The sequence below is a fragment of the Zoogloea sp. LCSB751 genome (assembly GCF_002028455.1).
GTDB lineage: Bacteria > Pseudomonadota > Gammaproteobacteria > Burkholderiales > Rhodocyclaceae > Zoogloea.
On record NZ_MWUM01000010.1, the window covers coordinates 32562 to 58662 of the forward strand.

26 protein-coding genes are annotated in these 26101 nt (G+C 68.7%); 12 read left to right on the forward strand and 14 right to left on the reverse strand.

The features are described from left to right. Positions 1–24 precede the first annotated feature (24 nt). From B4920_RS12965 to B4920_RS12990, 6 genes are read right to left on the reverse strand one after another with little or no spacing between them, the layout of a single operon-like run. Complete coding sequence (locus B4920_RS12965; protein ID WP_079435116.1) at positions 25–573, reverse strand: flavin reductase family protein; 549 nt, start codon at positions 571–573, stop codon at positions 25–27. After that, on the reverse strand, positions 563–1828 hold the full coding sequence (locus tag B4920_RS12970; protein ID WP_079435117.1) for a styrene monooxygenase/indole monooxygenase family protein: 1266 nt from the start codon (positions 1826–1828) through the stop codon (positions 563–565). Before B4920_RS12970 ends, B4920_RS12965 begins: the two co-directional genes overlap by 11 nt. A 29-nt stretch (positions 1829–1857) precedes the next feature. Further along, the gene (locus B4920_RS12975; RefSeq protein ID WP_079435118.1) at positions 1858–2343 is read right to left on the reverse strand and encodes a nuclear transport factor 2 family protein; all 486 of its coding nucleotides are present in this window, start codon (positions 2341–2343) and stop codon (positions 1858–1860) included. 2 nt (positions 2344–2345) lie between these two features. Then, positions 2346–2690 (reverse strand): hypothetical protein, encoded by a 345-nt coding sequence (locus B4920_RS12980; protein WP_079435119.1) that lies wholly within the window; start codon positions 2688–2690, stop codon positions 2346–2348. 11 nt (positions 2691–2701) lie between these two features. Next, positions 2702–3907, reverse strand: a complete 1206-nt coding sequence (locus B4920_RS12985) for an aromatic ring-hydroxylating dioxygenase subunit alpha (protein ID WP_079435120.1) — start codon at positions 3905–3907, stop codon at positions 2702–2704. A 36-nt stretch (positions 3908–3943) separates the two neighbouring features. Then, a complete protein-coding gene (locus B4920_RS12990; protein WP_079435121.1) occupies positions 3944–5260 on the reverse strand; it encodes an acetamidase/formamidase family protein in 1317 nt (438 codons plus the stop codon). A 293-nt stretch (positions 5261–5553) separates the two neighbouring features. Between B4920_RS12990 and B4920_RS12995 the strand changes: the two genes are divergently transcribed. The 5 genes from B4920_RS12995 (at position 5554) to B4920_RS13015 (ending at position 10482) form a co-directional block, all read left to right on the forward strand. Beyond that, entirely contained in the window at positions 5554–7044 is a 1491-nt protein-coding gene (locus B4920_RS12995) for a PAS domain S-box protein (protein WP_079435122.1), read from the forward strand. Further along, complete coding sequence (locus tag B4920_RS13000; protein WP_079435123.1) at positions 7037–7693, forward strand: response regulator transcription factor; 657 nt, start codon at positions 7037–7039, stop codon at positions 7691–7693. The genes B4920_RS12995 and B4920_RS13000 overlap by 8 nt, the downstream gene beginning before the upstream one ends. Before the next feature lie 80 nt (positions 7694–7773). Next, positions 7774–8883: a hypothetical protein gene (locus B4920_RS13005; protein ID WP_079435124.1), complete on the forward strand. Its 1110-nt coding sequence runs from the start codon at positions 7774–7776 to the stop codon at positions 8881–8883. A gap of 119 nt (positions 8884–9002) precedes the next feature. After that, positions 9003–9404 carry a PA2779 family protein gene (locus tag B4920_RS13010; RefSeq protein WP_079435125.1) on the forward strand — a complete coding sequence of 134 codons (402 nt, stop codon included), beginning with the start codon at positions 9003–9005 and terminating at the stop codon, positions 9402–9404. 127 nt (positions 9405–9531) lie between these two features. Next, entirely contained in the window at positions 9532–10482 is a 951-nt protein-coding gene (locus tag B4920_RS13015) for a PA2778 family cysteine peptidase (protein WP_079435126.1), read from the forward strand. A 26-nt stretch (positions 10483–10508) separates the two neighbouring features. Here the strand turns inward: B4920_RS13015 and B4920_RS13020 are convergent, their stop codons facing one another. Further along, the gene (locus B4920_RS13020) at positions 10509–11723 is read right to left on the reverse strand and encodes an RtcB family protein (protein ID WP_079435127.1); all 1215 of its coding nucleotides are present in this window, start codon (positions 11721–11723) and stop codon (positions 10509–10511) included. A gap of 112 nt (positions 11724–11835) precedes the next feature. On the opposite strand from B4920_RS13020, the gene B4920_RS13025 reads away from it, so the two are divergent. Both B4920_RS13025 and B4920_RS13030 read left to right on the forward strand, forming a co-directional pair. Then, positions 11836–14523: a cation-transporting P-type ATPase gene (locus tag B4920_RS13025; RefSeq protein WP_079435128.1), complete on the forward strand. Its 2688-nt coding sequence runs from the start codon at positions 11836–11838 to the stop codon at positions 14521–14523. Positions 14524–14576: 53 nt separating this feature from the next. Next, the gene (locus B4920_RS13030; protein ID WP_254050927.1) at positions 14577–15599 is read left to right on the forward strand and encodes a zinc-dependent alcohol dehydrogenase family protein; all 1023 of its coding nucleotides are present in this window, start codon (positions 14577–14579) and stop codon (positions 15597–15599) included. A gap of 57 nt (positions 15600–15656) precedes the next feature. Here the strand turns inward: B4920_RS13030 and B4920_RS13035 are convergent, their stop codons facing one another. After that, the gene (locus B4920_RS13035) at positions 15657–16586 is read right to left on the reverse strand and encodes a LysR family transcriptional regulator (protein WP_079435129.1); all 930 of its coding nucleotides are present in this window, start codon (positions 16584–16586) and stop codon (positions 15657–15659) included. A gap of 118 nt (positions 16587–16704) precedes the next feature. On the opposite strand from B4920_RS13035, the gene trxA reads away from it, so the two are divergent. Next, positions 16705–17031: a thioredoxin TrxA gene (trxA, locus tag B4920_RS13040; RefSeq protein ID WP_079435130.1), complete on the forward strand. Its 327-nt coding sequence runs from the start codon at positions 16705–16707 to the stop codon at positions 17029–17031. A gap of 159 nt (positions 17032–17190) precedes the next feature. Here trxA and B4920_RS13045 read toward each other — a convergent pair whose 3' ends face one another. Then, positions 17191–17415, reverse strand: a complete 225-nt coding sequence (locus B4920_RS13045; RefSeq protein ID WP_216819867.1) for a hypothetical protein — start codon at positions 17413–17415, stop codon at positions 17191–17193. A 148-nt stretch (positions 17416–17563) separates the two neighbouring features. After that, a complete protein-coding gene (locus B4920_RS13050) occupies positions 17564–18457 on the reverse strand; it encodes a M48 family metallopeptidase (protein WP_216819869.1) in 894 nt (297 codons plus the stop codon). 317 nt (positions 18458–18774) lie between these two features. Between B4920_RS13050 and B4920_RS13055 the strand changes: the two genes are divergently transcribed. From B4920_RS13055 to B4920_RS13065, 3 genes are all read left to right on the forward strand, one after another. After that, a complete protein-coding gene (locus B4920_RS13055) occupies positions 18775–21165 on the forward strand; it encodes a penicillin-binding protein 1A (protein ID WP_079435131.1) in 2391 nt (796 codons plus the stop codon). 5 nt (positions 21166–21170) lie between these two features. Continuing rightward, positions 21171–22052, forward strand: coding sequence for a ketopantoate reductase family protein (locus B4920_RS13060; RefSeq protein ID WP_079435132.1), 882 nt, complete (start codon positions 21171–21173; stop codon positions 22050–22052). A gap of 180 nt (positions 22053–22232) precedes the next feature. Beyond that, positions 22233–22544: a BON domain-containing protein gene (locus B4920_RS13065; protein WP_079435133.1), complete on the forward strand. Its 312-nt coding sequence runs from the start codon at positions 22233–22235 to the stop codon at positions 22542–22544. A gap of 106 nt (positions 22545–22650) precedes the next feature. Here the strand turns inward: B4920_RS13065 and B4920_RS13070 are convergent, their stop codons facing one another. The 3 genes from B4920_RS13070 to B4920_RS13080 all read right to left on the reverse strand — a co-directional run bounded on the left by B4920_RS13070 (position 22651) and on the right by B4920_RS13080 (position 23753). Then, the gene (locus tag B4920_RS13070; RefSeq protein WP_254050928.1) at positions 22651–23031 is read right to left on the reverse strand and encodes a response regulator transcription factor; all 381 of its coding nucleotides are present in this window, start codon (positions 23029–23031) and stop codon (positions 22651–22653) included. A gap of 43 nt (positions 23032–23074) precedes the next feature. Beyond that, positions 23075–23353: a hypothetical protein gene (locus B4920_RS13075; RefSeq protein ID WP_079435135.1), complete on the reverse strand. Its 279-nt coding sequence runs from the start codon at positions 23351–23353 to the stop codon at positions 23075–23077. 61 nt (positions 23354–23414) lie between these two features. Then, complete coding sequence (locus tag B4920_RS13080; RefSeq protein WP_079435136.1) at positions 23415–23753, reverse strand: BON domain-containing protein; 339 nt, start codon at positions 23751–23753, stop codon at positions 23415–23417. Positions 23754–23971: 218 nt separating this feature from the next. Between B4920_RS13080 and B4920_RS13085 the strand changes: the two genes are divergently transcribed. Beyond that, on the forward strand, positions 23972–24607 hold the full coding sequence (locus B4920_RS13085; RefSeq protein ID WP_079435137.1) for a response regulator transcription factor: 636 nt from the start codon (positions 23972–23974) through the stop codon (positions 24605–24607). Positions 24608–24635: 28 nt separating this feature from the next. Here the strand turns inward: B4920_RS13085 and B4920_RS13090 are convergent, their stop codons facing one another. Beyond that, positions 24636–26060, reverse strand: a complete 1425-nt coding sequence (locus B4920_RS13090; RefSeq protein WP_161493299.1) for a CHASE3 domain-containing protein — start codon at positions 26058–26060, stop codon at positions 24636–24638. Positions 26061–26101: the final 41 nt, after the last annotated feature.

A 26101-nucleotide genomic window follows, 5' to 3' on the forward strand; every position in this document is an offset into this window, starting at 1 on the left:
TGGGGTTCCTTTCTGCTTGTCCGCTCAGCCGGCGAGGGCTGCTTCGGGGATCGGGGCGGGCTGCGGCGCCGGGCCGAGACGGCCCTGACAGAACAGCAACGGGTTGCGGCTGTTCCAGCGGTAGCGCAGCACGCGGCCGATCAGGATCAGGTGGTCGCCGCCGGGGTAGACCGCTTCGCGCTGGCATTCGAACTGGGCCACCGCGCCGGCCAGCAGGGGGGCGCCACCGGCGCCGGGCTGGGTGACGAGGCCGGCGAACTTGTCCGGACCGGGGCGGCCGAAGCGGTTGCACAGCTCAAGCTGGCCGTCGGCCAGCACGTTCACCGCGAAGTGGCTGCCGCTGCGGAAGGCGTCCAGGTTGGGCGACTGGCGCGACAGGCTCCACAGGATCAGCGGCGGGTCGAGCGAGACGGTGTTGAAGGAGCTGGCGGTGACGCCCACCGGCCGGCCGCCGTCGGCCAGCGTGGTGATCACCGTGACGCCGGTGGCGAAACTGCCGAGGGCGCGGCGCAGGCCGGACGGGTCGGCGGCGTCCAGCTCGCCGTCCCAGCGGGGGGCGGGATCAGGCTGCACAGGGCACCGTCCTTTCGGCGACGAAGCGGCGGGCTTCGTCCAGGTCGGCGATCCACGGCCAGTAGTTGCGCGGGTCGTCGAAGCAGCGCATGAAGGCGTCGCCCACCGGCGGGTGCTGGGAGGCCGCGCCGAGCACTTCCATCACCGGTGCGCCGGGCGGCTTGAGCAGCGCGTTGGTGAAGGCGGTGGTGTACATCGCCGATTCGGCCCAGAAGGTCTCGAAGCTGTCTTCCATCCATGCCGCGTCGAAGGCGCCGTTGCCGCGGGCCTGGATGCGCGACACCAGGTGGCGGACCATGCGCGCGGCGTTGTTTGAGCCCTGGCCGGCGATCGGGTCGTTGAGCACTGCGGTGTCGCCGATGGCCATCACCAGGCCGCCGGAGGGCAGGCGGCCGACCGGCTTGCGCACGGTGGGGGTGAAGGCGCCCTTCAGCCAGGCGTCGTCGTCGGTCAGTTCGGCACCGTCCAGGTGGTGAAGGTCGTCAGGGGCGAACTCGGCGATCACCTGGCGGGCGATCTCCAGCAGTTCCTTGCCGTCCTTCGCGTCCTGGAAGCGGTCCATCGGGCCGCCGGGAATCGCTTCGAACAGGAAGCTGCGGCACTCGCCCTTGGTGTGGGTGTAGAAGGGCAGCGAGAAGAACTCGCCGACGCCGGCCACGAAGTTGAAGCGCAGGGGACGGAAGGGCACCCGCTTCCACGGCCGGTCGCCGAGCATCTTCGGGCCGGTGAGCAGCAGTGCGGCCAAGTTGCGCGGCGGGCTGAGGTGCTCGCTGCGTTCGTCGTCGCGGGCGAAGAAGGCGTTGATCTGGCCCTTGCCGGCCGCCACCATGGTCAGGTCGGATTCGGCGGCGATCTTTTCCAGGTCGGCCACCGACACGGCCTGGATGACCAGCTTGCCGCCACGGCGCGGGAATTCCTGCAGCCAGCGGGAGAACTTGGTGCGCTGGTCGAGGGCCTGGCCCTGCAGGTCGCCGAGGCGGCCTTGCACGGTGAGGCCGATGCGGCCGTCCGGCCCGCGGAAATCCACGTGCATGCCTTCGCCGAAGGGCACCACGTCTTCCCAGAAGTTGAGGCCGAGGGCCCGTTCGGTGGCCAGCGCGCTGTCGAACAGGAAGGCGGTGCTGGGGATGCGGCTGTTGAGCGCTTGTTCCGCCGTCCGGTCGGTGTAGACGGTGACGGCATAGCCCTTGTCGAGCAGGGCGAAGCCGAGCAGCAGGCCGGCCTGGCCGCCGCCGATCAATGAAATCTTGCGCATGTGCGTGTCCTCTTTCGTCGATATGGGGTTCAGGCCGCCGGCGGCAGGGTGTGCCAGCCTTCCGTGTGCGGGCTGAGGAGCTTCAGGTCGAGGCTGACGTGGGTGAAGCGCCAGCCGTCCGGGCCTTTTTCCAGTTGGGTGTCGTAGGTGCCGCCGATCCAGTGGGCGGCCGGTGCGCCGCTGTCGGCGGCGATGCGGGCCAGCTCCCACAGGTACCAGCGGCAGCGGGCGTGCCGCCCGTCGGGTGCCGGCTCGATGAGCGGCGACACCATGTAGTGCAGCGACCAGCGGATGTCCTCGCGGCCGATGCGGGCCAGCTCGCGGGCGATGTTCTCCGCTCCCTCGTAGCGCCCGAAACCGGCGCATTCCCACACGGCGTCGGCGGCGAACAACGGGCCGAAGATCGCCGGGTCGTTGTTGCGGTCGGCGCCGAGGGCGTAGGTGGCGACCAGGTTGCGGATCGCCTCGATGTCCTCGAGGCGGGTCAGGCGTGCGGCGAGGGCGGCGGCGTCCATGTTCAGCCCGCCAGTTCGCCGTGGTCGGCGACGAAGCGGCTCTCGTCGAAGCTGTGCGGCACCTTCGGGTCGCCGCCGTACAGCTCGATGTGGGGCGCCACTTCGGCCAGCGACAGGGCCAGGTTGAACAGGCGGTCGGCGTCCGGCGGCAGCTGGCCGAGGGGGTAGCGGTCCACGTATTCGACGATGTCCTCGATGCGCGGCAGCATGGCTTCGTAGAAGGCCCGCAGCTCGCCGCGGGAGGAATGGATGCGGCGCTGCTGGCGGGCGTTCTGGGTGGGCAGGGCCCAGGTGGCGACCAGCGGTTCGAGGACTTCGAAGGACTTGGGCAGGGCGGTGGCGGTCATGGTGGCGTTCCTCATTCGGCGTGCATGTAGGCTTCCAGGGCGTGATAGCCGTGGCGGATCAGGATTTCGTCGTCCTGCAGGTGCATCCACTGCTTGGCGCCGGACTCCAGCGCGGTCTGGGTGTCTTCCATCGTCGCGGTGTCTTCCAGCCAGGCGTTGCGCTGCAGGGCCTGGGCGTGCTCCAGCGCCCAGCGCTGGCTGTTGGTCTTGGGCGGACGGACGTAGTACTTGCCTTCCCACAGGGTCTTGTTGTGGGCGATGGGCCAGAACTGGTGGGTGAACCAGATGCCTTCCGAGACGTGCAGCAGCAGGTTGGGGAAGAGCACCGACAGTTCGAAGGAGAAGTCCTCGCGGCGGTCCGGATTGACGGTCGGCGGCAGCATGGAGGCGCCGCGGCGGGCCACCAGCGAGCCGGTGACCAGCGCGTTGGCGATCTTCGCCACCGGCGTCGGGTCGTTCTTCAGGGACAGGCAGATCGCCGTGGTGCGGTGCGGGCCGTACAGCTCGACGTTCTGCAGGCCGGACGAGAACACGTTGGGGAAGGAGCCGGCGTGGATGGTGGCCACGTGGTAGGCCTCGGCGAAGGCGTCGTGGGCGACCTTCCAGTTGCAGTCCAGGTAGGTGTGGTAGCTGAAGCAATGGGACAGCTCGCCGTAGGGGAAGCCGGCCAGGTGGGTGCCGATGCCGTCGAGAAAGTCCTTCAGCGGGACAACTTTCTCGGCCGGGTCGAGGTTCACGAAGATGAAGCCTTCCCACACGTCGGTATGCACCGGGGTGAGGGCGTTCTTCTCCTTCTCGAAGCAGGCGTGGAACTTGTTTTCCTCGGGCACCTGCACCAGCTTGCCCTCGGCGTTGTAGACCCAGCCGTGGAAGCGGCAGGTGACGACGGCGGCCTTGTTGCGGCCGAAGGTCTCTTCGCCGCTCTCGACGATGACTTTGTTGCCCCGGTGCGAACAGGTGTTGTGATAGCCGCGGACCTGGCCGTCCTTGCCGCGGATGAGGATCACCGAGGTCTTGGCGAAGGCCAGCTTCTTGACCTTGTAGTCGCCGGGATTGGCGATCTCCTCGACGCGGCCGACCTTCAGCCAGCTCTTCATGAAGACCTTCTTGCGTTCCTCCTCGAAGAACTCGGGGGAGATGCAGGGTTCGACGGGGATCGGGCCGGTCCCCAGGTCGGGATACTTGGCGGCCCACTTCAGTTCGGAGGGTGCGTTCATCGGATGACTCCTTGGTGTGGTTGGAGGGGGAGGGATTCAGCGGTCGAGGCCGTACTGGGCGCGGACCAGGTCGCCGATGCCGAGGCGGTCGAGGATGGGCAGCGGGCACAGGAAGGTGACCCGCACCACGCCGGGCAGGCGGCTGATCTCGATGGAGCCGGTGATGGTGGCGCGGTTGAGGATCTCGTCCGGCGACAGGCCGGTCAGGCGGGCGGCGCGGTCGACGCCGTTGTGGGTGGCGTCGTTGAGGTTGCGGCCGCTGCCGATGAAGGTGATCGGGCCGTTCTCCTCGATGGCGGTCTGGCCGAAGCGTTCGGCCAGGGCTTTTACCGCGGCGCGCTGCTCGGCGTTCATCGGGCGGGCCATCGGCGGCAGGTCGTCGGGGCGCTGGAGCAGGATCGGGCCGTCGATGGCGAGGCCCTTGATCACCTCGACCTGCACCTCCGTCACGCCGGACACGTCGGTGGCGTGGCCGGCCACTTCGCCGTTGCCCTGCTGGGCGTGCATGTCGCCCATGTAGATGCCGGCGCCGGGCACCTTGACCGGACAGATCAGGATCGCCCCGGCGCGGACCGAGTTGGTGTCCATGTGGCCGTCGGTCTTGTGGGCGTCCAGTTCGGCCTGGGTCATGGCGTAGGCGTGGGGCGCATCCACCAGGAAGGCGCCGAAGTCGCCGGCGTTGTGGGAGTCCGGCAGATCCTTCGACGGGGTGGTGCCGATGTTGCCGAGAAAGGGCTGCATGTGCGCCGCCAGGCCGACGATGTCGGTGCGGGCCAGGGACAGGATCGAGTGCTGTTCGGCGTTGGCCGGCAGCGCGGCGTTCTCGCGGGCCTGGGCGGCGAGGCGTCCGGCGGCGGCGTGGTCCACCGTCAGGGAAACCTTGTTGTCCTTGTCGAGGACGATCACGTAGCCGTTGGTGAAGCGGAAGGCATTCACCTCGGCGCCGCACACGTCGCAATGCACCGCGTCGTCGCCGATGCCCTCGATGTGGCTGGGCGGGCTGACCGTGCCGCAGCTGGGGCACAGTTTGGCGACGAAGGGGTCGCCGAGGTAGCGGCCGTCCACGAAGGACATCACGCCGGAGGAGGTGGCGAGGGAGGTGACCTCCATCGCCTTGATGTGGATCGCCACTGCGTCGCCGACCTCGGCACCGGCCACCGCGACGGGCTGGGAGACTTCATGGCCACCCTGGAACTTGGGGGTGATCATCGGCCCCCAGCAGCCCGGTGGCGTGCCGACGCGGATCGTGCCGCCGTCGGCCAGCGGGCCGAGCATGGCGTTGCCCGGCCCGACGATGCCGCGGGTGTAGGTGGTGACGACGACCGATTGTTGCGGTGTGGTGCTGGTGCTCATGACAGGACTCCTTGCTGGGTAGGGGCTTGCGCCGTCGGGAGGCTGCGGGGTGGGCGAGGCTCGCGACCCTCCGATGTCTATGGTTAATTTTTCAATTCGATTTACACTGTAATTTCGATATTCATGGCGAACCTCGACAGAATCGGGCCTCGTCGTCGGTGCCGCTCGCAACGGCCCGGAACGTGCTAGCAAGGTTATCGACGGGGGTGCGTGCGGAAAATCCGGCGACGCACCTAAACGGATAGGTATTAGTTCTTAGCGGCGCTAGGCAAAGGCCGCGGGGGAGTCATGACATGCACGTGGCGACGAATTACCAGGACGTCTTCGACCACGCCAACGACGCGATCTTCATCCACGACGAGGCGAGCGGCGCGATCCTCGACGCCAACCGGATGGCGGCGCGGATCACCGGTTTTCCGGTGCCGCTGCTGCGCAAGATGCGGGTCGGCGACATCAGCGCGCGGGACCGCGGCTGTGACGGTCTTGGTGCATTGGCGCACATTCATCGTGCGGTGGACGAAGGACCGCAGATCTTCGAATGGTGGCTGCGCCAGCCCGACGGCAGCGAGCTGCCGACCGAGGTGAACCTCAAGCGCATCATCACCGACGGCCATCCGCGGGTGATCGCGCTGGTGCGCGACATCCGCGACCGCAAGCAGGCCGAGGAGCGCCTGGTGGCGCGGGAGGCCTATTACCGGCGCCTGATCGCCAACATCAGCGACGGCATCGCGATCCTCGACCGCTGCGGCGTGGTGCGCTGGGTCGGGCCGTCGATCCGCAAGGTGCTGGGCTTTCGCGAACGGGAGGTGCGCGGGCGCAGCATCTTCTCGCGCATCGACCAGGAGGATGCGGCGCGCCTGGCCGGTCAGCTGGAGGCGCTGGCCCGCAGCGAGGGTGGCGAGGCGAATTTCTGCTGCCGCATCCAGCACCGGGACGGCAGCTGGCGCATTCACGAAGGCAGCTGCGTGAACCTGCTGGAGGACGACTGCGTGGGTGGCCTGCTGGTGACCTTCCGCGATGTGACCAGCCGCATCGAGGCCGAGGAGCGCGTGCGCCAGCGCGACCTGGAGCTGAGCCACATGGCGCGCCTGTCCACCACCGGCGAGATGGCCTCGGCACTGGCCCACGAGCTCAACCAGCCCTTCTTCGCGATCATGAACTTCGTCGGCGGGGCAGTGCGCCGCGCCCAGGCCGGCCGGCTCGACGGGGACGCATTGCTGGAGGTGCTGGAGAACACCAAGGTCCAGGCCGAGCGGGCCGGCCGCATCATCCGTACGGTGCGCAACTTCACGCGCAAGAGCAGCTATCACCGGGAGACCGTGGACATCCGCAAGATCATCGAGGAGATCGCCCCCTTCATCGAGATCGAGGCGCGCTCCCGGCGCATCCGCGTGCGCTACCGCCTGCTGCGCGAGCCGGCGCTGGTGGATTGCGACTGGGTGCTGATCGAGCAGGTCATCGCCAATATCGCCCGCAACGGCATCGAGGCCATGTCCGACACGTCGCAGGAGTTGCGCCAGCTCACCATCGCCACCCACCTGACCGCCGCCGGCACCGTCAACGTGTCCATCGAAGACCGCGGCCACGGCCTGCCGCGGGCCAACCCGGACCGCATCTTCGATGCCTTCTTCACCACCAAGAAGGAAGGCCTCGGCATCGGTCTTTCGCTCTGCCGCTCCATCGTCGACTCCCACGGCGGCCACCTGTGGGCTACCCAGGGCGGCGGCGGCGGGGCCAAGTTCCACTTCAGCCTGCCCCTCGCCAGCGGAGACGCCCATGTCTAGCCCCCTCGCCCATCCTCCCGCCCTGCCCACCGTCTACGTGGTGGACGATGACGACGGCGTGCGCGAGTCCCTGCGCTGGCTGCTGGAATCGGTCGGGCATCCGGTGCGGGTGTTCCGCCATGGCCGCGACTTCCTCGATGGCTACGATCCGAACCTGCCCGGCTGTCTGTTGCTCGACATCCGCATGCCGCTGATGGGTGGCTTCGAGCTGCAGGAGGTGCTGCGCATCGACAACCCGGCGCTGCCGATCCTGTTCCTCACCGGCCACGGCACCATCCCGATGTCGGTGCGGGCGATGCGCGCCGGTGCCTTCGACTTCATCGAAAAGCCGTTTTCCGACCAGGCCCTGCTGGAGCGCGTGCAGGACGCGGTGAACGATGCCGCCGAGCGCCACCGCCAGCAGCGCCACGTGCGCTCCATCAACCACCACCTGGCGATGCTGTCGCCGCGGGAGCGGGAAGTCCTCGACCTGCTGATGGATGGCATGTCGAGCCGGCAGATCGGCGAGGAACTGGGGATCAGCAAGAAGACCGTCGAGGTCCATCGTTGCCACATCCGCGAGAAGCTGGGCATCGGCACCGTGGCCGAGCTGGTGCGCATGGTGCTCAACAACGGTGGCGAAGGGAGTGCGGCCGGCGCACGGCGCTGACGTAGCGGCGGCGGCCGTGGCGTGGCCGCCGGCATGACGGGGTGGTATCGTGGGCGCCCGCCTGCCTGAGGAGCCCGTCGATGGCCGCCGTTCCCCGTCTCCGCGTGATGTTCTCCAGCCGCGCGCTGTCGCCCGTGTTCGGCGGCGAGCTGCTCACCGACCTGCGCCTGGAACTCAAGGCGCGTATCGAGGACATCCGCGTCGGTGAGCATCAACTCTTCGAAGTGTGGATCCACGAGGACGATCCGGAGCCGGCCGGCAAGACCATCCTCGAAGGCTCGCTGGAGGAGATCGCCAAGGCCGACATCGTGTTGGCGCTGTACACCGGCGAGGCCGGTAGCGCGGATGGTGGCAGCGAAATCGGCATCTGCCACGCCGAACTGCAGGAGGCGCTCACCCATCGGCGCGACGTGGTGTCGGTGATTTCCCTGGAGCCGACCCGTCCTGCAGTGGAAGATCGTGACAAGGTGTTTCAACAGTATGTCGCCGCCCGGCGCCTGATCCACACCCGCGTGACGGATCGTGACGCGCTGTTCGCCGCCGCGTTGCGTCTGGTCCTGCAGCGGGCCGTCGAGCTGGCCAAGCGCGGCGCGCGCCCGACCGGGCGGCGTGTCGACCAAGGGGCGGCACTGGACTGGGCGCGTCTCGACCTGCCTGGCCGGGCCGAGGCGATGCGCGTCGCCCTCGTCGAGGCGCTGGACGGCGAGGTGCCGGCGGAGCGCGTCGTGCTGTCCGACCTTGGCCTGTCCGGGCCAGCGCCGGCCCGCCTGCTGCTGCGCGTGGAGGCGATCCCGGCGCTGCTGGGCGTGGCGGCGGCGCGGGAGCGGGTCGGCCAGCCCTTCTACCAGGACCACGACTACGCGGCGCTGCTGGCGGAAGCGGACGCCTTCGGCCCAGTGCATGTGATCGCCTGCCACCGGGGCGTGACGGAATCCCAGGCCCTCAAGTTGCTCGGCACCAGCAACGCGGTGGCGGTGGCTTCCGAATTCGGTGTGTTCGCTGCCGAGGACGTGATGCAGACCCAGCTCGTGCTGCTGTCCCACTGCGTCGAGGAAGGCGCCGTGCGCCTCGGCCTCAGGCGCTTCCGCGAATGGCTGGAGCGGGAAGGGGAGGCCACCAACCTGCTGCGCCGCGCGCGGGCCCGCCGGGGCATCGTCGAGGCCATCGCGCGGGGGCGGGCAGCGACCTGAGGAATGGCATTACCCAAAATGTGTTGTTACAGGATCGCCCTTGAAGAGGCATGGACTGGCCTGCCAGCATGAAGTGCTGCCCGCAAGGCGGGCCTTCCATGATTCCGAGGAGAACTACAATGAAACGCTTCAAGCAGACTCTTGCCGCCCTGCTTATCGTCAGCACCACCCACGTGGCCTTCGTGCAGACTGCCCAGGCCACAATGATCGGCACCGAGCAGGTCGCCCAGGCCAGCCAGGGCACCACCCGCAGCGGCGCCGAGGCGCGTGCCCACCTCAACGAACTGCTCGACCGCGCCGACGTGCAATCCCGCCTGGAGAGCATGGGCGTCAAGGCCGCCGATGCCCGCGAGCGCGTTGCCGCGCTGACCGACGAGGACGCCAGCCGCCTCGCCACACAGATGGATAAGGCGCCAGCGGGTGGTTTCATCGAGGTGATCATCTTCCTGTTCCTGCTGCTGCTGGTGACCGACATCCTCGGTTTCACCAAGGTCTACCCCTTCACCCGCTCCATCCGCTGACCTTAGCGAATAAATCTACTGCGCACTCCGATCTCGCAATTCCGGTGCTCGCCGTACTCATGTACGGCTGTGCTCCTCGTTGCGACCTCGGAGCGCTCGCTACGATTTCTTCGCCAAGGTCGAACCTATGAGTAAGTCTCTTTTTCTTGAAAAGCGGCGGCGTTTGATCGGCGCGGCGGGTGCGCTGGCGGCGCTCGGGCTGAGCGGTTGCGCGGCGCAGACGGCGGCCTTGCGCGCTGCGCGGCCGACCGGGGTGCCGCTGCGGGTCGAGCTGTCGGCGGTGCCGTATTACGCGCAGGAGGATTACCAGTGCGGGCCGGCGGCGCTGGCGATGGCGCTGGGGGCCAGCGGCTTCGGCGTGACGCCGCAGGCGTTGGCCGGGCAGGTCTTCCTGCCGGGGCGGCAGGGGTCGCTGCAGATCGAGATGCTCACCGGCGCGCGGCGCCAAGGTGCGTTGGCGGTGGAGATCCCCGGTACGCTGGAGGCGCTGATGCGCGAGACAGCGGCCGGGCATCCGGTGGTCGTGCTGCTCAACCTGGGCCTGTCGTGGGCGCCGACCTGGCACTACGCGGTGGTGATCGGCTACGACCTGGACGACGAGTCCTTCCTGCTGCGTTCCGGCCCGATGGAGCGCCAGGTGATGCCGTTCCGGACGTTCGAGCTGACCTGGGAACGGGCCGGCAAGTGGGCTTTTGTCGTCGTGCCGCCGGGCCAGCTGGCCGCAACGGCCGACGAGGCGCTGACCACCCGCGCGCTGGTGGCCTTCGAGAAGGCCGCGCCGGCCGGGCGCGCGGTGCCCGCCTACCGGGCCGCGCTGGCCCGCTGGCCGGACAGCCTGACGCTGGCGATGGGGCTCGGCAACAGCCAGTACCAGGCCGGCAACCTGCGCGGGGCGGAAGTCGCTTTCCGCGACGCGGCCAAACGCCACGACGCGGCGGCCGCGTGGAACAACCTGGCCAACGTGCTGCTGGAGCTGAAGCGCCCGGTCGAAGCCCGCAAGGCCGCCCAGCGCGCCGTCGAGCTCGGCGGCCCTACGCAGGACGCGGCTCGCGATACTCTTCAGCGCATCCGGCGGTAAAGGCTGCGTCTTTCGCCAGCCCGTACTCAGCCTTTCACGCAGACCACCTGGCGCAGGGTGTGGACCACCTCCACCAGATCGGACTGGGCGGCCATCACTGCGTCGATGTCCTTGTAGGCCAGCGGGATCTCGTCGATCACGTCCTTGTCCTTGCGGCACTCCACGCCTACGGTGGTGCGGACCTGGTCGGCAACGGTGAAGCGCTTTTTGGCCTGGGTGCGGCTCATCGTGCGGCCGGCGCCGTGGCTGCAGGAGCAGAAGGCTTCCTCGTTGCCGAGGCCGCGCACGATGTAGCTGCGTGCGCCCATCGAGCCGGGGATGATGCCCAGCTGGCCCAGGTGGGCGGCGACGGCGCCCTTGCGGGTGACCAGCACCTCGCGGCCGAAATGGCTCTCCCGCTGCACGTAGTTGTGGTGGCAGTTCACCGCTTCCACGTCGGCGGTGAAGGGCTTGGGGATTTCCTTGCGGGCGGCGGCGACCACCGCCTGCATCATCAGCGCCCGGTTGCGGCGCGCGTAGTCCTGGGCCCAGCCGACGGCCTCCACGTAGTCGTCGAAATGGCGGCTGCCCTCGGTGAAGTAGGCCAGGTCCCGGTCCGGCAGGTTGGCGATGTGCTGGCGCATGTCTTTCTGGGCCAACTGGATGAACAGGTTGCCGATGGCGTTGCCGACGCCCCGCGAGCCGGAATGCAGCATGAACCACACGTGGCCGGCCTCATCCACGCAGACTTCGATGAAGTGGTTGCCGGTGCCCAGCGTGCCCAGGTGCAGGCGGTTGTTGGTGCGCGCCAGCGTCGGGTACTTGGCGACGAGGCGGTCGAAACCCCGGGCCAGCTCGCGCCACATGGCATCCACCGCTGGCGGGGCCTCCTGCCAGGCGCCGGCGTCGCGCCGCCCGAAGGTCTTGCCGTGGGGTACTGCTGCCTCGATGGCGCTGCGCAGGCGGTGCAGGTTGTCCGGCAGGTCGGCGGCGGTGAGGCTGCTGCGCACGGCGATCATGCCGCAACCGATGTCCACGCCCACTGCGGCCGGGATGACTGCGCCGACGGTGGGGATCACGCTGCCTATCGTCGAGCCCTTGCCGAGATGCACGTCGGGCATCACCGCCAGGTGCTTGAAGATGAAGGGCAGCTTGGCGGTGTTCATCAGCTGCTGGCGCGCTTCGTCCTCAACCGGGACGCCGCGCGTCCACAGCTTGATCGGCGCGCCGCCGGGGACGGCGAGGGTGTCGTGGGGGATCATGGGCCGGATTATCCCCATTCCGTCGCGTCACTGGAATTTGATCCAGGTCGCCCCGTCGTCATGCGGCAGTCGTAAAGTAGGCGCTGGTCCGCTCCCGCCCGGTGTGCCTGCGATGAAGATCCACCAGCTTGCCGTCCCCGATGCCCTGGCCAGTGTGCGCAGCTCGGCGCAGGGGCTGGCTGCGGCCGAGGCGGCGGCGCGTTTGGCGGAATACGGGCCGAACGGGGTTGAGCCGCTGGCCACGGAGCCGTGGTGGCTGCGTCTGCTGAAGGAATTCACCCACCTTTTCTCGCTGATCCTGTGGGTCGCCGCCGGGCTGGCTTTCCTGGCCGACTGGTACGAACCGGCGCAGGGCATGGCGCGGGTCGGCTGGGCGGTGGTGGTGGTGATCCTGGTCTCCGGATTGTTCTCCTTCTGGCAGGAGATCCGCGTCGAGCGCACGCTGGCGGCGCTGCAGGGCCTGCTGCCGAGCCGGGCCGAAGTCCTGCGCGACGGGGCGACGATCAAGCTGCCGGCCGAGGCGCTGGTGCCCGGCGACGTGATCCTCCTCGCTCAGGGCGACAATGTGCCGGCCGACTGCCGGCTGATCGAGGCCTTCGGGCTGCGCATCAACCGGGCCACCGTCACCGGCGAATCGCGCCCGCGCAGCGGCGACGCGGAGCCGTCATCCGAGGAGCAGGCCATCGATGCCCGCAATATCCTGCTGGCCGGCACTTCGGTCGTCTCCGGGCAGGGCCGGGCGGTGGTGTTCGCCACCGGTGCGCATACCGAGTTCGGCAGGATCGCCCACCTCACCCAGGCCAGCGGCGGCGAGGCGTCGCCGCTGCGTCGGGAAATCGCCCGCCTGAGCCGCAGCATTGCCGTGCTGGCGCTGCTCATCGGCGCGGCCTTCTTCACCGTGGGGCACTTCACCGGGGTGCCCTTCTGGCGCGACGTGATCCTGTCGCTGGGGATCATCATCGCGCTGGTGCCGGAGGGTCTGCTGCCTACTTTGACCCTGTCGCTGGTCCTCGCCGCCCAGCGTCTGGCCCGCAAGAACGTGCTGATCCGCCATCTGCCGTCGGTCGAAACCCTCGGCTCGGTGACGGTGATCTGCACCGACAAGACCGGCACCCTCACCGAAAACCGCATGCGCGTGGCGCGGATCGTCCTCGGTCTGCAGGTGATGGACGTCGAGGGCCTGGCGCCCGTGCAGGTCGTTGCCCATCCCATGTTCTTCCGCGTCGCCCGCTGGTGCCAGGACCTCACCGAAACCGTCCGCGACGGCCGTCCGGCCTTCGACGGTGATCCGCTGGAGATCGCCCTCGTCGAGCTGGCCGAGCGCTATGCGCCGCAGCCGCCGGCTCCACCCCGCAGCGACGAGCAGCCCTTCGATTCCGAACGCATGCGCCAGTCGGTGTTGTATCCAGCCGCCGCCGGGCCTCTGCTGGTGTGCAAGGGCGCCCTGGAAAAATTGTTGCCCCTGTGTGAGTCGATCCAGCTGACCGACGGTCCGTGCTTGCTTGACGAGGCCGCTCGCCGCAGCCTCATCGCTGCCCAGGATGAGCTGGCCGGTGGCGGCCTGCGCGTCATCGCGCTGGCTTTTCGCCGCGTGCCTGCCGATTGCCCGAGGGATGTGCAGGAACAAGGCCTCACGCTTGCGGGCCTGGCTGGCGTCGCCGACCCGCCGCGGGCCGAGGTGGACACGGCCATCGCCACCTGTCATGGCGCGGGCATCAAGGTCATCATGGTCACCGGCGACCATCCGGGAACCGCTGTCGCCGTTGCCCGCCAGATCGGCCTGGTGCGCGGCGAGGCGCCACGGGTGATTACCGGTGCCGAGTTGCGTCGCCTGCATCCGGCGCAACTGCAGCTGGCCCTCGACGCGCCGGAAATCCTCTTCGCCCGCGTCGCCGCCGACCAGAAGATGCGCATCGTCGAGGCCCTCAAGGCCAAGGGCCAGGTGGTGGCGGTGACCGGCGACGGGGTCAATGACGCGCCGGCCCTGCGCGCCGCCCATATCGGCATCGCGATGGGGCGCAGCGGCACCGACGTGGCCAAGGAAGCCGCCGACATGGTGCTGCTCGATGACCACTTTGCGAGCATCGTGAACGCCATCGAGGAAGGCCGCGCGGTGTTCCAGAACATCCGCAAGTTCCTCACCTACGTGCTGGTGCACAACGTGGCCGAGCTGGTGCCGACGCTGGCCTTCGCGCTGTTCCGCATCCCGCTGCCGCTGACCCCGGTGCAGGCGCTGGCGGTGGACATGGGCACCGACTCGCTGACCGCGCTGGGCCTCGGCGTCGAGCGCGGCGATCCCCAACTGATGCGGCGTTCGCCGCGCTCCCGCCAGGAGCGTCTGCTGAGCCTGGCGGTGGCGCTGCGCGCCTACCTGTTCCTCGGCCTGTTCGAGGCGGCGGCGGTGCTGACGGTATTCCTTCAGGTGTTGTACGGTGGTAAGTGGACCTACGGCGCCGAGCTGCCGGCCGGCAGCCTGCTGTACCGCCAGGCCACCACCGCCAGCCTGGCGACCATCGTGCTGCTGCAGGTCGTCAACGTCTTCCTGTGTCGCAGCACGGTCCGTTCCGTGTGGACCACCGGGCTGCGCGGCAATCCGCTGATCCTGGGGGGCGTGGCGCTGGAGATCGGCCTGCTGGCGCTGATCGCCTACACGCCGTGGGGCAACGCGCTGTTTGGCACCGCGCCCCTGCCGTGGCCGGTGTGGCTGGACCTGCTGCCGTGGGCGGCCGGCATGCTGGCGGTGGAGGAGGCCCGCAAGTTCGCGGTCCGCCGCCGGCTGGCGAAGCGGGAGCCGCCATGAGCGGATTTCCACCCCAGCCCGTACATTCCTTTCATTCTCCGGAGGTCATTGCCATGACTGATTCGATCCCCGCGACCATGCGTGCGATGGTCCTGCATCGTCCGGGCGAGGCGCTGTGCCTGGAGAGTCGCCCGGTGCCGCGTCCTGGGCCGGGGCAGGTTCTGATCCGCGTGGAGGCCTGCGGTGTGTGCCGCACCGACCTGCACCTGATCGACGGCGAATTGCCGGAGCCGCGCCTGCCCATCGTGCCGGGCCACGAGATCGTCGGCCGGGTGGCGCTGACCGGCGACGGCGTGGCGGGCTTCAAGGCGGGCCAGAGGGTCGGCGTGCCGTGGCTGGGGTGGACCTGCGGCACCTGTCGCTACTGCACCAGCGGCCGTGAAAACCTGTGCGACGCGGCGCGCTTCACCGGCTACCAGATCGACGGCGGCTACGCCGACTACACCGTGGCCGATGCCCGCTACTGCTTTCCGCTGGCCGAGACCGCCGCTTTGCCGGCCGCCACCGACCTGGCGCCGCTGCTGTGCGCCGGCCTGATCGGCTACCGGGCGCTGCGCCTGGCCGGCGACACCGAGCGGGTCGGCATCTACGGCTTTGGCGCGGCGGCCCACATCATCGCCCAGGTGGTCCGCCACCAGGGACACCGCTTCTACGCCTTCACCCGTCCTGGCGATACAGAGAGCCAGGCCTTCGCGCGCCGGCTCGGCGCCAGCTGGGTCGGTGACGCGAGCCAGATGCCGCCGGAGCTGCTGGATTCGGCGTTGATCTTCGCGCCGGCCGGGCCGTTGGTGCCGGCGGCGCTGCGCCACCTGGAGAAGGGCGGCCGGCTGGTGTGCGCGGGCATCCACATGAGCGACATCCCGGGCTTTCCGTATGCCGATCTGTGGGGCGAGCGGATCATCCGCTCGGTGGCCAACCTGACCCGCCAGGACGGCCTCGAATTCCTCGAACTGGCGCCGCGCATTCCGGTACGGACGGCGGTGACGGTGTTTCCGCTGGAGGCGGCCAACATGGCGCTGGAGCGCCTGCGCCGCGGCGAATTGCAGGGCGCCGCGGTGTTGTCGCTGGAGAACTGAGGCGGGAAGGCCGGCCCGCTGCGTGGCGGGCGCTGGCCGTTGTCTTACCCCACTGCTTCAGGGCCGGCGCAGTGTGGAGCGCAGCTGGATGCCGTCGTGCTCGCCGAAGAGTTCGGCGATCCAGTCTACGAAGACGCGGATCTTGCCGGACAGGTGGCGGTTTTGCGGATAAACCAGGTTGAGCGGTACCGGCTCCGGAAACCAGTCGGCCATCACCAGTTCCAGGCTGCCGCGTTCCATCGCGTCCTTCAGCACGAAGGCCGGGATCTGCGCGATGCCCAGCCCAGCCTCGGCGGCCGCCACGTAGCTGTTCTCGTCGTCGAGGGCGATGTGGCCGTCGAGGGACACCTGGATGCGCTGGTTGCCTTTGGCGAAGACCCAGTCGACGATCTTGCCGGTGCGCGGCAGGAAGTGGTTGATGCAGCGGTGCTGCGTCAGGTCGTCCGGATGGCGCGGCTGGCCGTGCTTGGCCAGGTAGGACGGCGCCGCGCAGGTGGCGAAGTACAGCTCGCCGATGCGCCGCGCGACCAGGCTGGAGTCTTCCAGCTCACCGGTCCATAGCGCGCAGTCGATGCCTTCCTCGATCAGGTCGGCGCGGCGTTCGCTGCAGCCCAATTCCAGCTCGATCTCCGGATAGCGCTCGAAGAAGCCGGGTAGCGCCGGCACGATCACCGAGCGCGCGATCAGCGTCGGCACGTTGACGCGCAGCTGCCCGCTTGGCGTGGCGTGGCGCTGGGCCAGGGATTCCTCGGTCTCGCGCACGGCGGCGAGGATCGCCACGCAGCGCTCGTAATAGGCCGCGCCGTCCGGCGTCACGCTGATCTGGCGCGTTGTGCGGTTGAGCAACTTTACGCCCAGAGCCGCTTCCAGCTTCTGGATCAGCGTCGTGGCGGTTGCCTTGGGCAGGCGCAGGCTGTCGGCGGCGCGGGTGATGCCGCCGCTTTCGACGACGCGCACGAAGACTTCCATGGCTTGTAGCTTGTTCATTGTTCGGTATTTTGAATGATCAATTCGGGTTTTGCCTGTTGAATCGATAAAACGCGAACAATAGACTGGGGGCCTTCCGGGTCGATACACCGGTTTCCCCCCTTCAACGGAGTACAGCATGAGCGACGCAATCAAGCACGTTACCGATTCTTCCTTCGAAACCGACGTCCTGCAGTCGACGACGCCGGTCCTGGTCGATTACTGGGCCGAATGGTGTGGCCCCTGCAAGATGATCGCCCCGGCGCTGGACGACGCGGCCGTGAGCTTTGCCGGTCGCCTCAACGTCGCCAAGATCAACATCGACGAAAACCAGCAGATCCCCAGCCAGTACGGCGTGCGCGGCATCCCGACGCTGATGCTGTTCAAGGAAGGCCAGGTCGTGGCGACCAAGGTCGGCGCGCTGTCCAAGTCCCAGCTGGCTGCCTTCATCGAAGCCAACCTGTAAGACTGGCTGACGGCGGGCGATGGCCCGCCAATGGCGCCTATCCGTGTGGGTGGCCGCTGGCAGCACAAAAAAGCAAAGGCCCGTCGCATGGACGGGCCTTTGTTCTTCCTGCGGGGCTTGCCGGGATGTTCTCCCGCAAGACCCGCGGCACAAGCTGTCTTACTTGGCAGCTTCGGCGGGAGCGGCAGCCGGAGCAGCAGCTTCAGCCTTCTTCGCAGCAGCCTTCTTGTGCTTCTTCTTGGCCGGGGCCTTCTTGGCGGGAGCCGGGGCAGCAGCCGGAGCGGTGGCGGCAGCGTCGGCAGCCGGAGCAGCGGCGGGGGCCTCAGCCAGGGCGACGGAAGAGAAGGCAGCGGCGATAGCAAGAGCGACGAGCTTGTTGATCATGGAAGTTCTCCTTGAACGGTTGATCTTGTAAGGCACCGTCGAAATGCGGTGCCTGCCTGTTCAAACGCGCCTGGCGGACTGGCGTTGACACGAATGTGGCTGTTTCTTGATTGAAATGGTGGATCGCGTCATAAGCCTGCCGCATGCCTCAGTTCCAGTCGCTGTCGCCGCCCGAGCTGTCGTCCCACGACGAGTTGTCGGAAATCCCGAAGTCGGTGCCGCCCATGTCGTTGCGGTCGATTTCCGGGGTACCCAGGTCCAGCGAGCCCAGGTTGCTGTTGTCCGGCGATGAGGTGGTGTCGCGCGGCACGGGTTTGCCGTCCTTGTCGAGGAAGTGATGCATCAGTGCCTGGCCGGCCACCATGCCGGCGCCGACCGCCGCGCCGGTGGCGAGGCCACCCATCACCTGTGAGCCGAGGCCGGGTTGGCTGGGGGCAGGGGCGCCGCCGTAGCCGCCGGCATAGCCTCCGCCGCTGCCGCCACCATAAGGGGCACCGCCCGCGCCATAGGGCTGCAAGCCGCCACCGCCGTAGGCCGCGCCGCCCATGGCGGGCTGCGCATTGCGACGGCTCATGAAGCGGGCCACGAAGGCGATGAAGGCGATCAGCCCGACGCCGGTCAGCAGCAGCCCCCACGGGACGGAGGACTGGGCGACGGCGGGCGTGGCCGGCTGAAACGTGGCGGCGCTGGCGCCACCTCCCGTCGTCTTGTGGCTGCCGCCGAGGATGTTCTTCAGCTCCTGCACGGCCTGGGGCTTGGCGAAGGGCAGGCCGGGGGCCAGCTTCTCGGCCGTTGCCAGCTCGCTCTCGGCCTTGTGCAATTGGCCCTGCTTGGCGAGCAGCTCGGCCTCCACGTAGTGGGCCTTGCCGCTGTTGGGGTGAGCCTGCAGGACTTCGCGCATCATCGACTGGGCTTCGTCGAGCTTGCCCGCTTCGGCGGCCTGGTAAACCTGGTGCAGGCTGGGCTCGGCGGCGAGGACGGCGCCATTCATGAAGGTGGTGGCGGCAAGCATCATCAGGCCGATCAGGGTTTTTCGGGACATCGAGGTTTCCTTCCTGTCGTTCCGGGTTCGCGGGGGCGCAGCGTGGCGCCCGAGGGCATCGTCGACCGACGATACCGTGCATGTCGCAAAATAGGGACGCAAGGAGCCGGACTCAAGATGGGTTTTGCAACAAAACGTGTGCGCCAGGCCTCGCCCCGAGCGTTCTGCTGGTGTGGCAACGACCCTTGTGGGGGCGAATGAATTCGCCCCCACAAGGCCGGTATGCCTGCACATTTCCGCCACACATGGGCGGCGAAGGGGGGCCCGATCTGTGTTAAAACGCCTTCCACCCGAACACAGTCCGTGATTCGTCCCTGATGCCTCTGCCCGCTCTTTCCGCCTTCCTGACGCAAGCCGTCGCCCGCGTCCGTCCCCTCCTCGAACGTCTGCGCCATCCCACCCGCCGCGGCGTGCTGCTGGCCGTGGCTGCACCGCCGGCGCTGCTGCTGGTCTACGCGTTGATCCTGATCCCCTTCACGCCGGGCATCAGCGACATCCGCAAGGCCAAGGTGGAACAGCCGGCGCGGGTGCTGTCGGCGGACAGCAAGGAGTTGGCGGTGTTCAAGTGGGCCAACCGCCAGTGGGTCGGGCTGGCCGACATCTCGCCGCAGGTCACCGCAGCCCTCATCTCCACCGAGGACCACCGTTTCTACGAACACCACGGCATCGACTTCTACCGTCTCGGCGGTGCCGCGCTGCGCACCTTCTCCGGCGACAAGCAGGGCGGCTCGACGCTGACCCAGCAGCTCGCCCGCAACCTGTTCCCGGACGATATCGGCCGCGCGCCGACGCTGACCCGCAAGCTGAAAGAGGCGATCACCGCGCTGAAGATCGAGGCCTTGTACTCCAAGGACGAAATCCTCGAGACCTATCTCAACACCGTGCCCTTCCTCTACAACGCGTGGGGCATCGAGATGGCGGCGCGGACCTACTTCGACAAATCGGCCAAAAATCTCGACGTGCTCGAGAGCGCCACGCTGGTCGGCATGCTGAAGGGCAACAGCTACTACAACCCGGTGATCAACCCGGAGCGCGCAGCGACCCGCCGCAACACCGTGCTGGCGCAGATGGCCAAGCACGGCAAGCTCGACGAGAAGCGCCTGCCTGCGCTGCAGAAGAAGCCCCTGCGCCTCGACTTCGAGCGCCAGCTGGAGGCGCCCGGCGCCGCACCGCACCTCGCCCAGCAGCTGCGCAAGTGGCTGATCGCCTGGGCCGACCGCAACGACTACAACGTCTACGCGGATGGCCTGGTGGTGCGCACCACCCTCGATTCCCGCCTGCAGGCCCAGGCCAACCAGGCCGTGCAGCGCCGCGGCCGCCAGCTGCAGGCGCTGGCCGACCAGGCGTGGAGCGGTCGGCGCGGCTGGAGTGGCAGCCCGGAGCTGGTGGACGCCTTCATCAAGGAGTCGAAGGAGTATCGCAGTGCGCTGGCCGCCGGCCAGACGCCGGAGGACGCCCTCAAACGCCTGCGCGCCGACCGCGCTTTCATGGACGCGCTGCGCCGCGACAAGACCCGCGTGCAGATCGGCTTCATGGCCATCGACCCGCGGGACGGTCAGGTGCGCGCCTGGGTCGGCAGCCGCGACTTCGTGCAGGACCCCTTCGACCACGTGGCCCAGGCGCGCCGCCAGCCCGGCTCGACCTTCAAGCCCTTCGTGTATGGTGCTGCCTTCGACAAGGGCATGAGCCCGGACGACACCATCGTCGACCAGGAGGTCGAGATTCCGCTGCCCGGCGGCGAGGTGTGGCGGCCCAGCGACGACGGGGCGCCGAGCGGGCGGGCGATGAGCCTGCGCGATGGCCTGGCCTATTCGAAGAACACCATCACCGCCCAGTTGATGCAGAAGGTCGGTCCGGCCCGCGTCGCCAAGCTGGCCAAGGCGATGGGTGTGCGCCAGAGCCCGCTGGAGGAGGTGCCGTCGCTGGCCCTCGGCACCAGCCCGGTGACGCTGAAGGAAATGGTCACCGCCTACGGCAGCATTGCCAACGGCGGCAGCTTCATCGAGCCGATGCTGGTGATCCGCGTCGAGGACAGCGAAGGCAAGGTGCTGGAGGAGTTCGCGCCGGCCAAGCCGCAGGAAGTGCTGCCGCCGGCCACCGCCTACACCTTGATCGACGTGATGCGCGGCGTGGTGAACCGCGGCACCGGTGTTGGCATCCGCAACCAGTTCGGCATCCGTGCCGACGTGGCCGGTAAGACCGGCACCACCCAGGACAACACCGACGGCTGGTTCATCCTGATGCATCCGCAGCTGGTGGCTGGAGCCTGGGTTGGCTTCAACGACAACCGGGTGACGTTGCGCAGCGACTACTGGGGGCAGGGCGCCCACAGCGCGCTGCCCATTGTCGGCGACACCTTCAGCTACGCGCTGCGCAGCCGCCTCATCGATCCCAAGGAACGCTTCGAGTCGAAGGCCCAGCCGGGCCTGTTGGCGCGCGCCTGGGAATGGCTGTCGACGGGGCTGCGCGACTGGTGGCAGGGCTTGTTCAAGCCGTCTGAGCCAGCGCCCGCGGCGCCAACCCGACGCATCAAGCCGGTCGAACCTGAGGCGCCGCCGCCGGTGCCTGTGGTGCCGGGGCCCGACGAGCCGCTGCCGGTGCCGGCGCTGCCGGAGCCGTCGCCGGACAGCGCGCCGCCGGCGGCGCCGCCGGCCGACACGCCGCCGCAACCGACGGTGCCCGTGCTCGATCCGTCGTCCGGGCGCTGAGCGGCATGGACACCCTCCGTTTCCCCATCGCGATCATCGGCGCCGGTGCGCTGGGCCTGCACTTCGCGGCCCGCCTGGCGGCGCAGGGGCCGGTCGCCGTCGTGGCGCGCAACCAAGAGCGGGCGGTTGCGCTGCGGGCCGGCGTGGACATCGGCGCGCAGCGTTACTTGCCGAACGTTTTCGCGCCGGAGGACGCGCCCGCCGCCGACTGGGTGCTGGTGCTCGTCAAGGCGGCCGACACGGCCGACGCGGCCCGTACCGCGCGGGCGATGGCGCCGCGCGGCGTGCTGTCGCTGCAGAACGGACTGACCGGCGACGTGCTGGCCGCCGCCTGCGGCGCCATCCCGGCCGACCAGGGCATCACCACCGAGGGTGCCTTCCGCGACGGCGCCCGCGTGGTGCCTTCCGGCGCGGGGGAAACCCTGGTGCCGCCGGGCTTCGAGGCCGTCGCGGCGGCACTGGTCGCAGCCGGCTTCCGCGCCCGCGTCGAGCCGGACATCGCCGCCGCACGGCTCGCCAAGCTGCTGGTGAATGTGGCCATCAACCCGCTTGCGGCCCTGTTCCGGGTGCCCAACGGTGCGCTGCTGGAGGCGCCGCATCGGGTGCTGCTCGATGCGCTGGTGGACGAGGCCTGGCCGGTGCTGCGCGCTGCCGGCCTGCAACTCGACGCGGACGCCGCCCGGACGCGCGTGCACGCCGTGGCGACGGCCACCGCCGGCAACCGGGCCAGCATGCTGCAGGATGTGCTGGCCGGCCGGCGCACCGAGATCGATGCGATCACCGGCACGCTGCTGGCCATGGCGGCCGCCCAGGGGGCCGACGTGCCGACGCACCGGGCGGCGTTCACGCTGGTGAAGCGCCTCGAAGGCGGCCCTGCGGCCTCTTAGGCGCCTGCCGCGCCGCGGCCGGACGCCGCGCAGGCAGGATTTCTCCTACATCGTTATCGGCTGCGTCGGACAGGGCGAGGCCATGCCGGGGACCTATATTCAAGTCACCCTGACGGACATCGCGGGCCGGGGACATCCGGTCCCTGGCGCTCCGCGATGCCACACTTCAAGGAGGCAAGAATGAAGCACACCATCGCCACGCTTGCACTGTCCGGCCTGCTGGGCATCACCGCCGTGGGTTGCGCGGTGACCCGCGAACAATCCACCGTCGGTGAATACCTGGACGACGCGACGATCACCACCCGCGTCAAGGCCAAGCTCGCCGAGGATCCGAAGGTCAGCGGCATGGCCATCGGCGTGGAAACCCTGAAGGGCGTGGTCCAACTGTCCGGCTTCGCCAAATCCGCAGCCGAGAAGGGCCGGGCCGAAGAGATCGCCCGCACGACGGCCAGCGTGAAGGGCGTGATCAACGATATCGTAATCAAGCCCTGATGGTTCCCGGGGGCGGCCCGGGGTTGAGGAAGGTGCGAGGCGCCAGCGTCCGGTGGGTCGCTGGCGTTTTTTGTGGACAGGGCGTACGGCGACGAAAGTGTATCGATCAGCCAGGGTGGGCGCCGGGCGCGTCGGTGGCGGCGTGGACGTAGGCGAGCAGTTCGTCGAGCTGGAAGGATTTGTCGAAGAAGGCCTGTGCGCCGAGCATGCGGCAGCGCTCGCGGACGATGGGATGGGTGTGATTGGAGAAGACCACCGCCCGCGGCGTGTCCGCGCCAGGCGGCAGGTCGTGGAGGGCGGCGAGCACCTTCAGTCCGGTGCCGCTCTGCAGTTCCAGATCGATGATGGCCAGGTCGGGGTGGAGCCGGCGGAGGAGGTCGATGGCCGTCGTCTCGCTGCCGGCGACGCCGACGATCTCGATATCGGCGACGCCCGCCAGCATCTCCGCCAGCAGGTCGCGCAATGCCGCCGAATCGTCGACCAGCACGATCCGCACGGGATGGTGGGCGGTGGCCATGTCGCGGGTCTGCTCAGCGGAGGGAAAGGTGGAGGGACAGGGCTTCTGGCGCGCGGCATTCCCGCAGTACGCCCCAGGCCGAGGGGCCGAGCACGCGGTACACCTCGTCCAGTTTGCGGACGCACGGGCTGGTCTGGCTGGCGGTGGCGGCATGATTGGCCGCTGCGGCGAACAGCATGCCGCCGCACAGCAGCAGGCTGCCGAGCAGGCTGGCATGCACGGTCCAGTCCCATTCGCCGGATGGCGCCCAGGCATGACTGCGTTCGAGGCGGGGAAAAGTGGCGTGGGTCATGGTCGTCTCCTGGACGTTCGGGACGGGGGCGGCAAGCGGCCGGGCTGGCCGGCCGCCATGTCTAGCGCTGGATGATGATGTCGTTCCTGACGTCCTTCACGCCCTGGGTGGTCCGGGCGATCTCCTCGGCGCGCAGCTTCTCCTTCGCCGACGGGGTGAAGCCGGACAGCTGGACCACGCCGTTGTGGGTCTCCACGCCGATTGCGGTGATCCGCACGGTCTTGTCCTCGGCGTGGCGGGCCTTCACGTTGGCGGTGATCGAGGCGTCGTCGATGAACTGGGCGGTGGTGGATTTCTCCGTCTCGTGGTGCGCCGGCTGGGGCTCGGCAGCCTGGGCGAGGCCGGCGACGGACAGGCTCAGGGTAGTGGCGACGAGCAGTCGGGTGAAGGGCTTGGGCATGGCTGTTCTCCTTGGGAATGTAGTCGGTATGTCCGGGAGGCGGCAGAGGCTGCCGCGCTTCCATGCTTCCCACTTTATGCAGCGGCCGGGCGGCGGGCTGTCCGACAAGGGCGGAACGGCGTGTAGGACTGCGCTGGCAAGCATGTCGGACTCCGCGGGCTTTGCCGTCGGTGCCGGCTGGCTACAATGAACACTGTTGAACGTGCGGAAAGGACCCCATGCTGCGTCTGGCCATCGTCGATGATCACGGTATCGTGCGTGCCGGTTTCCGGGAAATGCTGGTGGACGAACTGGGCATCCGCATCGCCTTCGAGGCGGCGTCCGGCGAGGAGGCGCTGGAGAAGCTGCGCGAGCACGATTGCGACGTGCTGCTGCTCGACCTGTCCCTGCCGGGGCAGAGCGGCATCGATGTGCTGCGGATCGTGCGCCAGCGCTATGCCGACCTGAAGGTGCTGGTGCTCAGCGGTTTTCCGGAGGAGCGCTACGCGCTGCCGATGCTCCGCCATGGGGCCAACGGTTACCTGTGCAAGGACTGCGAACGGGAGGAGCTGCTGAAGGCCATCCAGACCGTGGCGCGGGGGCGGCGCTACGTATCGGGCCGCACCGCCGAACTGCTGGCCGACGATCTGGCCGGTGAATCCACCGCGCCGGCCCACGAGAGCCTGTCGGAACGGGAGCTGCAGGTCTTCCTGCGGCTGGCCCGCGGCGAGTCGGTGTCGGGTATCGCCGAGGCGCTGAACCTGAGCGTCAAGACGGTCAGCACCTATCGTTCGCGTTTGCTGGAAAAGCTTGCCCTGGCCAGCAACGCCGAGCTGGCGGCCTACGCCCTGCAGCACGGCCTGATGGTGGCCTGACGAGGCGCCGCCGCGGCATGTTGCCGCCTTAGGCCGTGCGGGGCTGCAGCGGCATGCTGGCCTCGATGGTGCAGCCCTTGCCGGGTGCCGCGGTCACCGTCAGCTGGCCGCCGAACATCTGGACCCGGTGCTGCATGCCGGCCAGCCCGTGGCGGTTCAGCATCGGCGAGTCGGCATCGAAGCCGACGCCGTCGTCGCGGATCCACAGCTGCAGTTCGCCGTCGGCCACGTCGAGGCCGAGTTCCACATGGGCGGCATGGGCGTACTTGCGGATGTTGGTGAAGGCTTCCTGGGCGATGCGGAATACCGCCAGGGCCTGGTCCTCGGTCGGGTCGGGATCGGTGTCGGGCAGCAACAGTTCCACCGGGACCTCGCGGCTGAAGTCGTCGGCGAGGGCGCGCAGCGCCTCTACCAGACCGAGGCCCTGCAGCAGTGGCGGGCGCAGGTCGTCGATGAGGCGGCGCTTGAGGGTGATGCCGGAGCCGATGGTGTCGATGAGGCGCTTGAAGCGCTCGCGGATGTCCTGCCCGGCGCTCGGGCCGAGGCTGCGCAGCAGCCAGGCGGCGTCCATGCGGGCGGCGGTGAGGAGGGCGCCCAGCTCGTCGTGGAGTTCCCGTGCCAGCCGGCCGCGTTCCGCTTCGCGGGTATTGGTGAGGTAGCTGGCCAGGTCGCTCAGTTCGCGGGTGCGCTGGCTGACCGTCGATTCCAGCATGTTGTTCTCGTCGGCCAGCAGCGTGGCGATGCGGGTGCGCAGGCGGGTGCGCTGCTGCTGGACGCCGAACAGCATGATGAGCAGCCCGAGGGCGCCGACGGCGAGGGCCGTGACGGCCGTCTGCATGTGCTCCAGGCGCAGCAGGGAGTCGCGGGTGAGCTGCGCGTTGCTGGCTGCACGGCGTTCGTGCAGTGCCGCGATGGACAGGCGGATCTGATCCATGAAGGCTTTGCCGGGGCCGGCCTGCTCCGGGCTTCCCGTGTCCTCGATGTCGCCGGAGGCGACGGCCTGGGCCAGGTGACGGCGCTTGAGGGCGACCAGTTTCTTGAGCACCTCGAACTCATCGCGGTCCACGCTGTCGGCTGGAAAGTCGTCTTCCATCGCGACCAGCAGGTGCCCGACGCGGGTCTCGCTGTCCCGGTAGGGTTCCAGGTAGTCGTCGTTGTGGGTCAGTATGTAGCCGCGCACGCCGCTTTCCGCGTCCACCACGGTCAGCAGCAGGGCGTCCAGGCGGTCCAGCCGGCTGCGGTTCTCCTGTACGGTATGGATGGCTTCGAGGCCCAGGCGGGAGTGGTCGCGGCTGGTCGCCAGCAGGGTCAGCACGATGGCGCAGCCGGCGAGCAGCAGCACGTAGGGCCAGTAGCGCAGGACCCGCATGTGCGCGCGGAGGTCGGCGAAACGGGATTTTCCGCTGGAAAGGGGATCGGGCATGCTGTCCACGGCCGGCTGGAGGAGGCGCATGGCGGGCTTTTCCGTCATGCTGCGCGTGGGTGTCGGACAGT

Excerpts from the sequence above, each read along its gene's own strand:
- B4920_RS12970 (WP_079435117.1), bottom strand. The coding sequence starts at position 1,828 with ATGCGCAAGATTTCATTGATCGGCGGCGGCCAGGCCGGCCTGCTGCTC.
- B4920_RS12975 (WP_079435118.1), bottom strand. The coding sequence starts at position 2,343 with ATGGACGCCGCCGCCCTCGCCGCACGCCTGACCCGCCTCGAGGACATC.
- B4920_RS12980 (WP_079435119.1), bottom strand. The coding sequence starts at position 2,690 with ATGACCGCCACCGCCCTGCCCAAGTCCTTCGAAGTCCTCGAACCGCTG.
- B4920_RS12985 (WP_079435120.1), bottom strand. The coding sequence starts at position 3,907 with ATGAACGCACCCTCCGAACTGAAGTGGGCCGCCAAGTATCCCGACCTG.
- B4920_RS12990 (WP_079435121.1), bottom strand. The coding sequence starts at position 5,260 with ATGAGCACCAGCACCACACCGCAACAATCGGTCGTCGTCACCACCTAC.
- B4920_RS12995 (WP_079435122.1), top strand. The coding sequence starts at position 5,554 with ATGCACGTGGCGACGAATTACCAGGACGTCTTCGACCACGCCAACGAC.
- B4920_RS13000 (WP_079435123.1), top strand. The coding sequence starts at position 7,037 with ATGTCTAGCCCCCTCGCCCATCCTCCCGCCCTGCCCACCGTCTACGTG.
- B4920_RS13005 (WP_079435124.1), top strand. The coding sequence starts at position 7,774 with ATGGCCGCCGTTCCCCGTCTCCGCGTGATGTTCTCCAGCCGCGCGCTG.
- B4920_RS13010 (WP_079435125.1), top strand. The coding sequence starts at position 9,003 with ATGAAACGCTTCAAGCAGACTCTTGCCGCCCTGCTTATCGTCAGCACC.
- B4920_RS13015 (WP_079435126.1), top strand. The coding sequence starts at position 9,532 with ATGAGTAAGTCTCTTTTTCTTGAAAAGCGGCGGCGTTTGATCGGCGCG.
- B4920_RS13020 (WP_079435127.1), bottom strand. The coding sequence starts at position 11,723 with ATGATCCCCCACGACACCCTCGCCGTCCCCGGCGGCGCGCCGATCAAG.
- B4920_RS13025 (WP_079435128.1), top strand. The coding sequence starts at position 11,836 with ATGAAGATCCACCAGCTTGCCGTCCCCGATGCCCTGGCCAGTGTGCGC.
- B4920_RS13030 (WP_254050927.1), top strand. The coding sequence starts at position 14,577 with ATGACTGATTCGATCCCCGCGACCATGCGTGCGATGGTCCTGCATCGT.
- B4920_RS13035 (WP_079435129.1), bottom strand. The coding sequence starts at position 16,586 with ATGAACAAGCTACAAGCCATGGAAGTCTTCGTGCGCGTCGTCGAAAGC.
- trxA (WP_079435130.1), top strand. The coding sequence starts at position 16,705 with ATGAGCGACGCAATCAAGCACGTTACCGATTCTTCCTTCGAAACCGAC.
- B4920_RS13045 (WP_216819867.1), bottom strand. The coding sequence starts at position 17,415 with ATGATCAACAAGCTCGTCGCTCTTGCTATCGCCGCTGCCTTCTCTTCC.
- B4920_RS13050 (WP_216819869.1), bottom strand. The coding sequence starts at position 18,457 with ATGTCCCGAAAAACCCTGATCGGCCTGATGATGCTTGCCGCCACCACC.
- B4920_RS13055 (WP_079435131.1), top strand. The coding sequence starts at position 18,775 with ATGCCTCTGCCCGCTCTTTCCGCCTTCCTGACGCAAGCCGTCGCCCGC.
- B4920_RS13060 (WP_079435132.1), top strand. The coding sequence starts at position 21,171 with ATGGACACCCTCCGTTTCCCCATCGCGATCATCGGCGCCGGTGCGCTG.
- B4920_RS13065 (WP_079435133.1), top strand. The coding sequence starts at position 22,233 with ATGAAGCACACCATCGCCACGCTTGCACTGTCCGGCCTGCTGGGCATC.
- B4920_RS13075 (WP_079435135.1), bottom strand. The coding sequence starts at position 23,353 with ATGACCCACGCCACTTTTCCCCGCCTCGAACGCAGTCATGCCTGGGCG.
- B4920_RS13080 (WP_079435136.1), bottom strand. The coding sequence starts at position 23,753 with ATGCCCAAGCCCTTCACCCGACTGCTCGTCGCCACTACCCTGAGCCTG.
- B4920_RS13085 (WP_079435137.1), top strand. The coding sequence starts at position 23,972 with ATGCTGCGTCTGGCCATCGTCGATGATCACGGTATCGTGCGTGCCGGT.
- B4920_RS13090 (WP_161493299.1), bottom strand. The coding sequence starts at position 26,060 with ATGCGCCTCCTCCAGCCGGCCGTGGACAGCATGCCCGATCCCCTTTCC.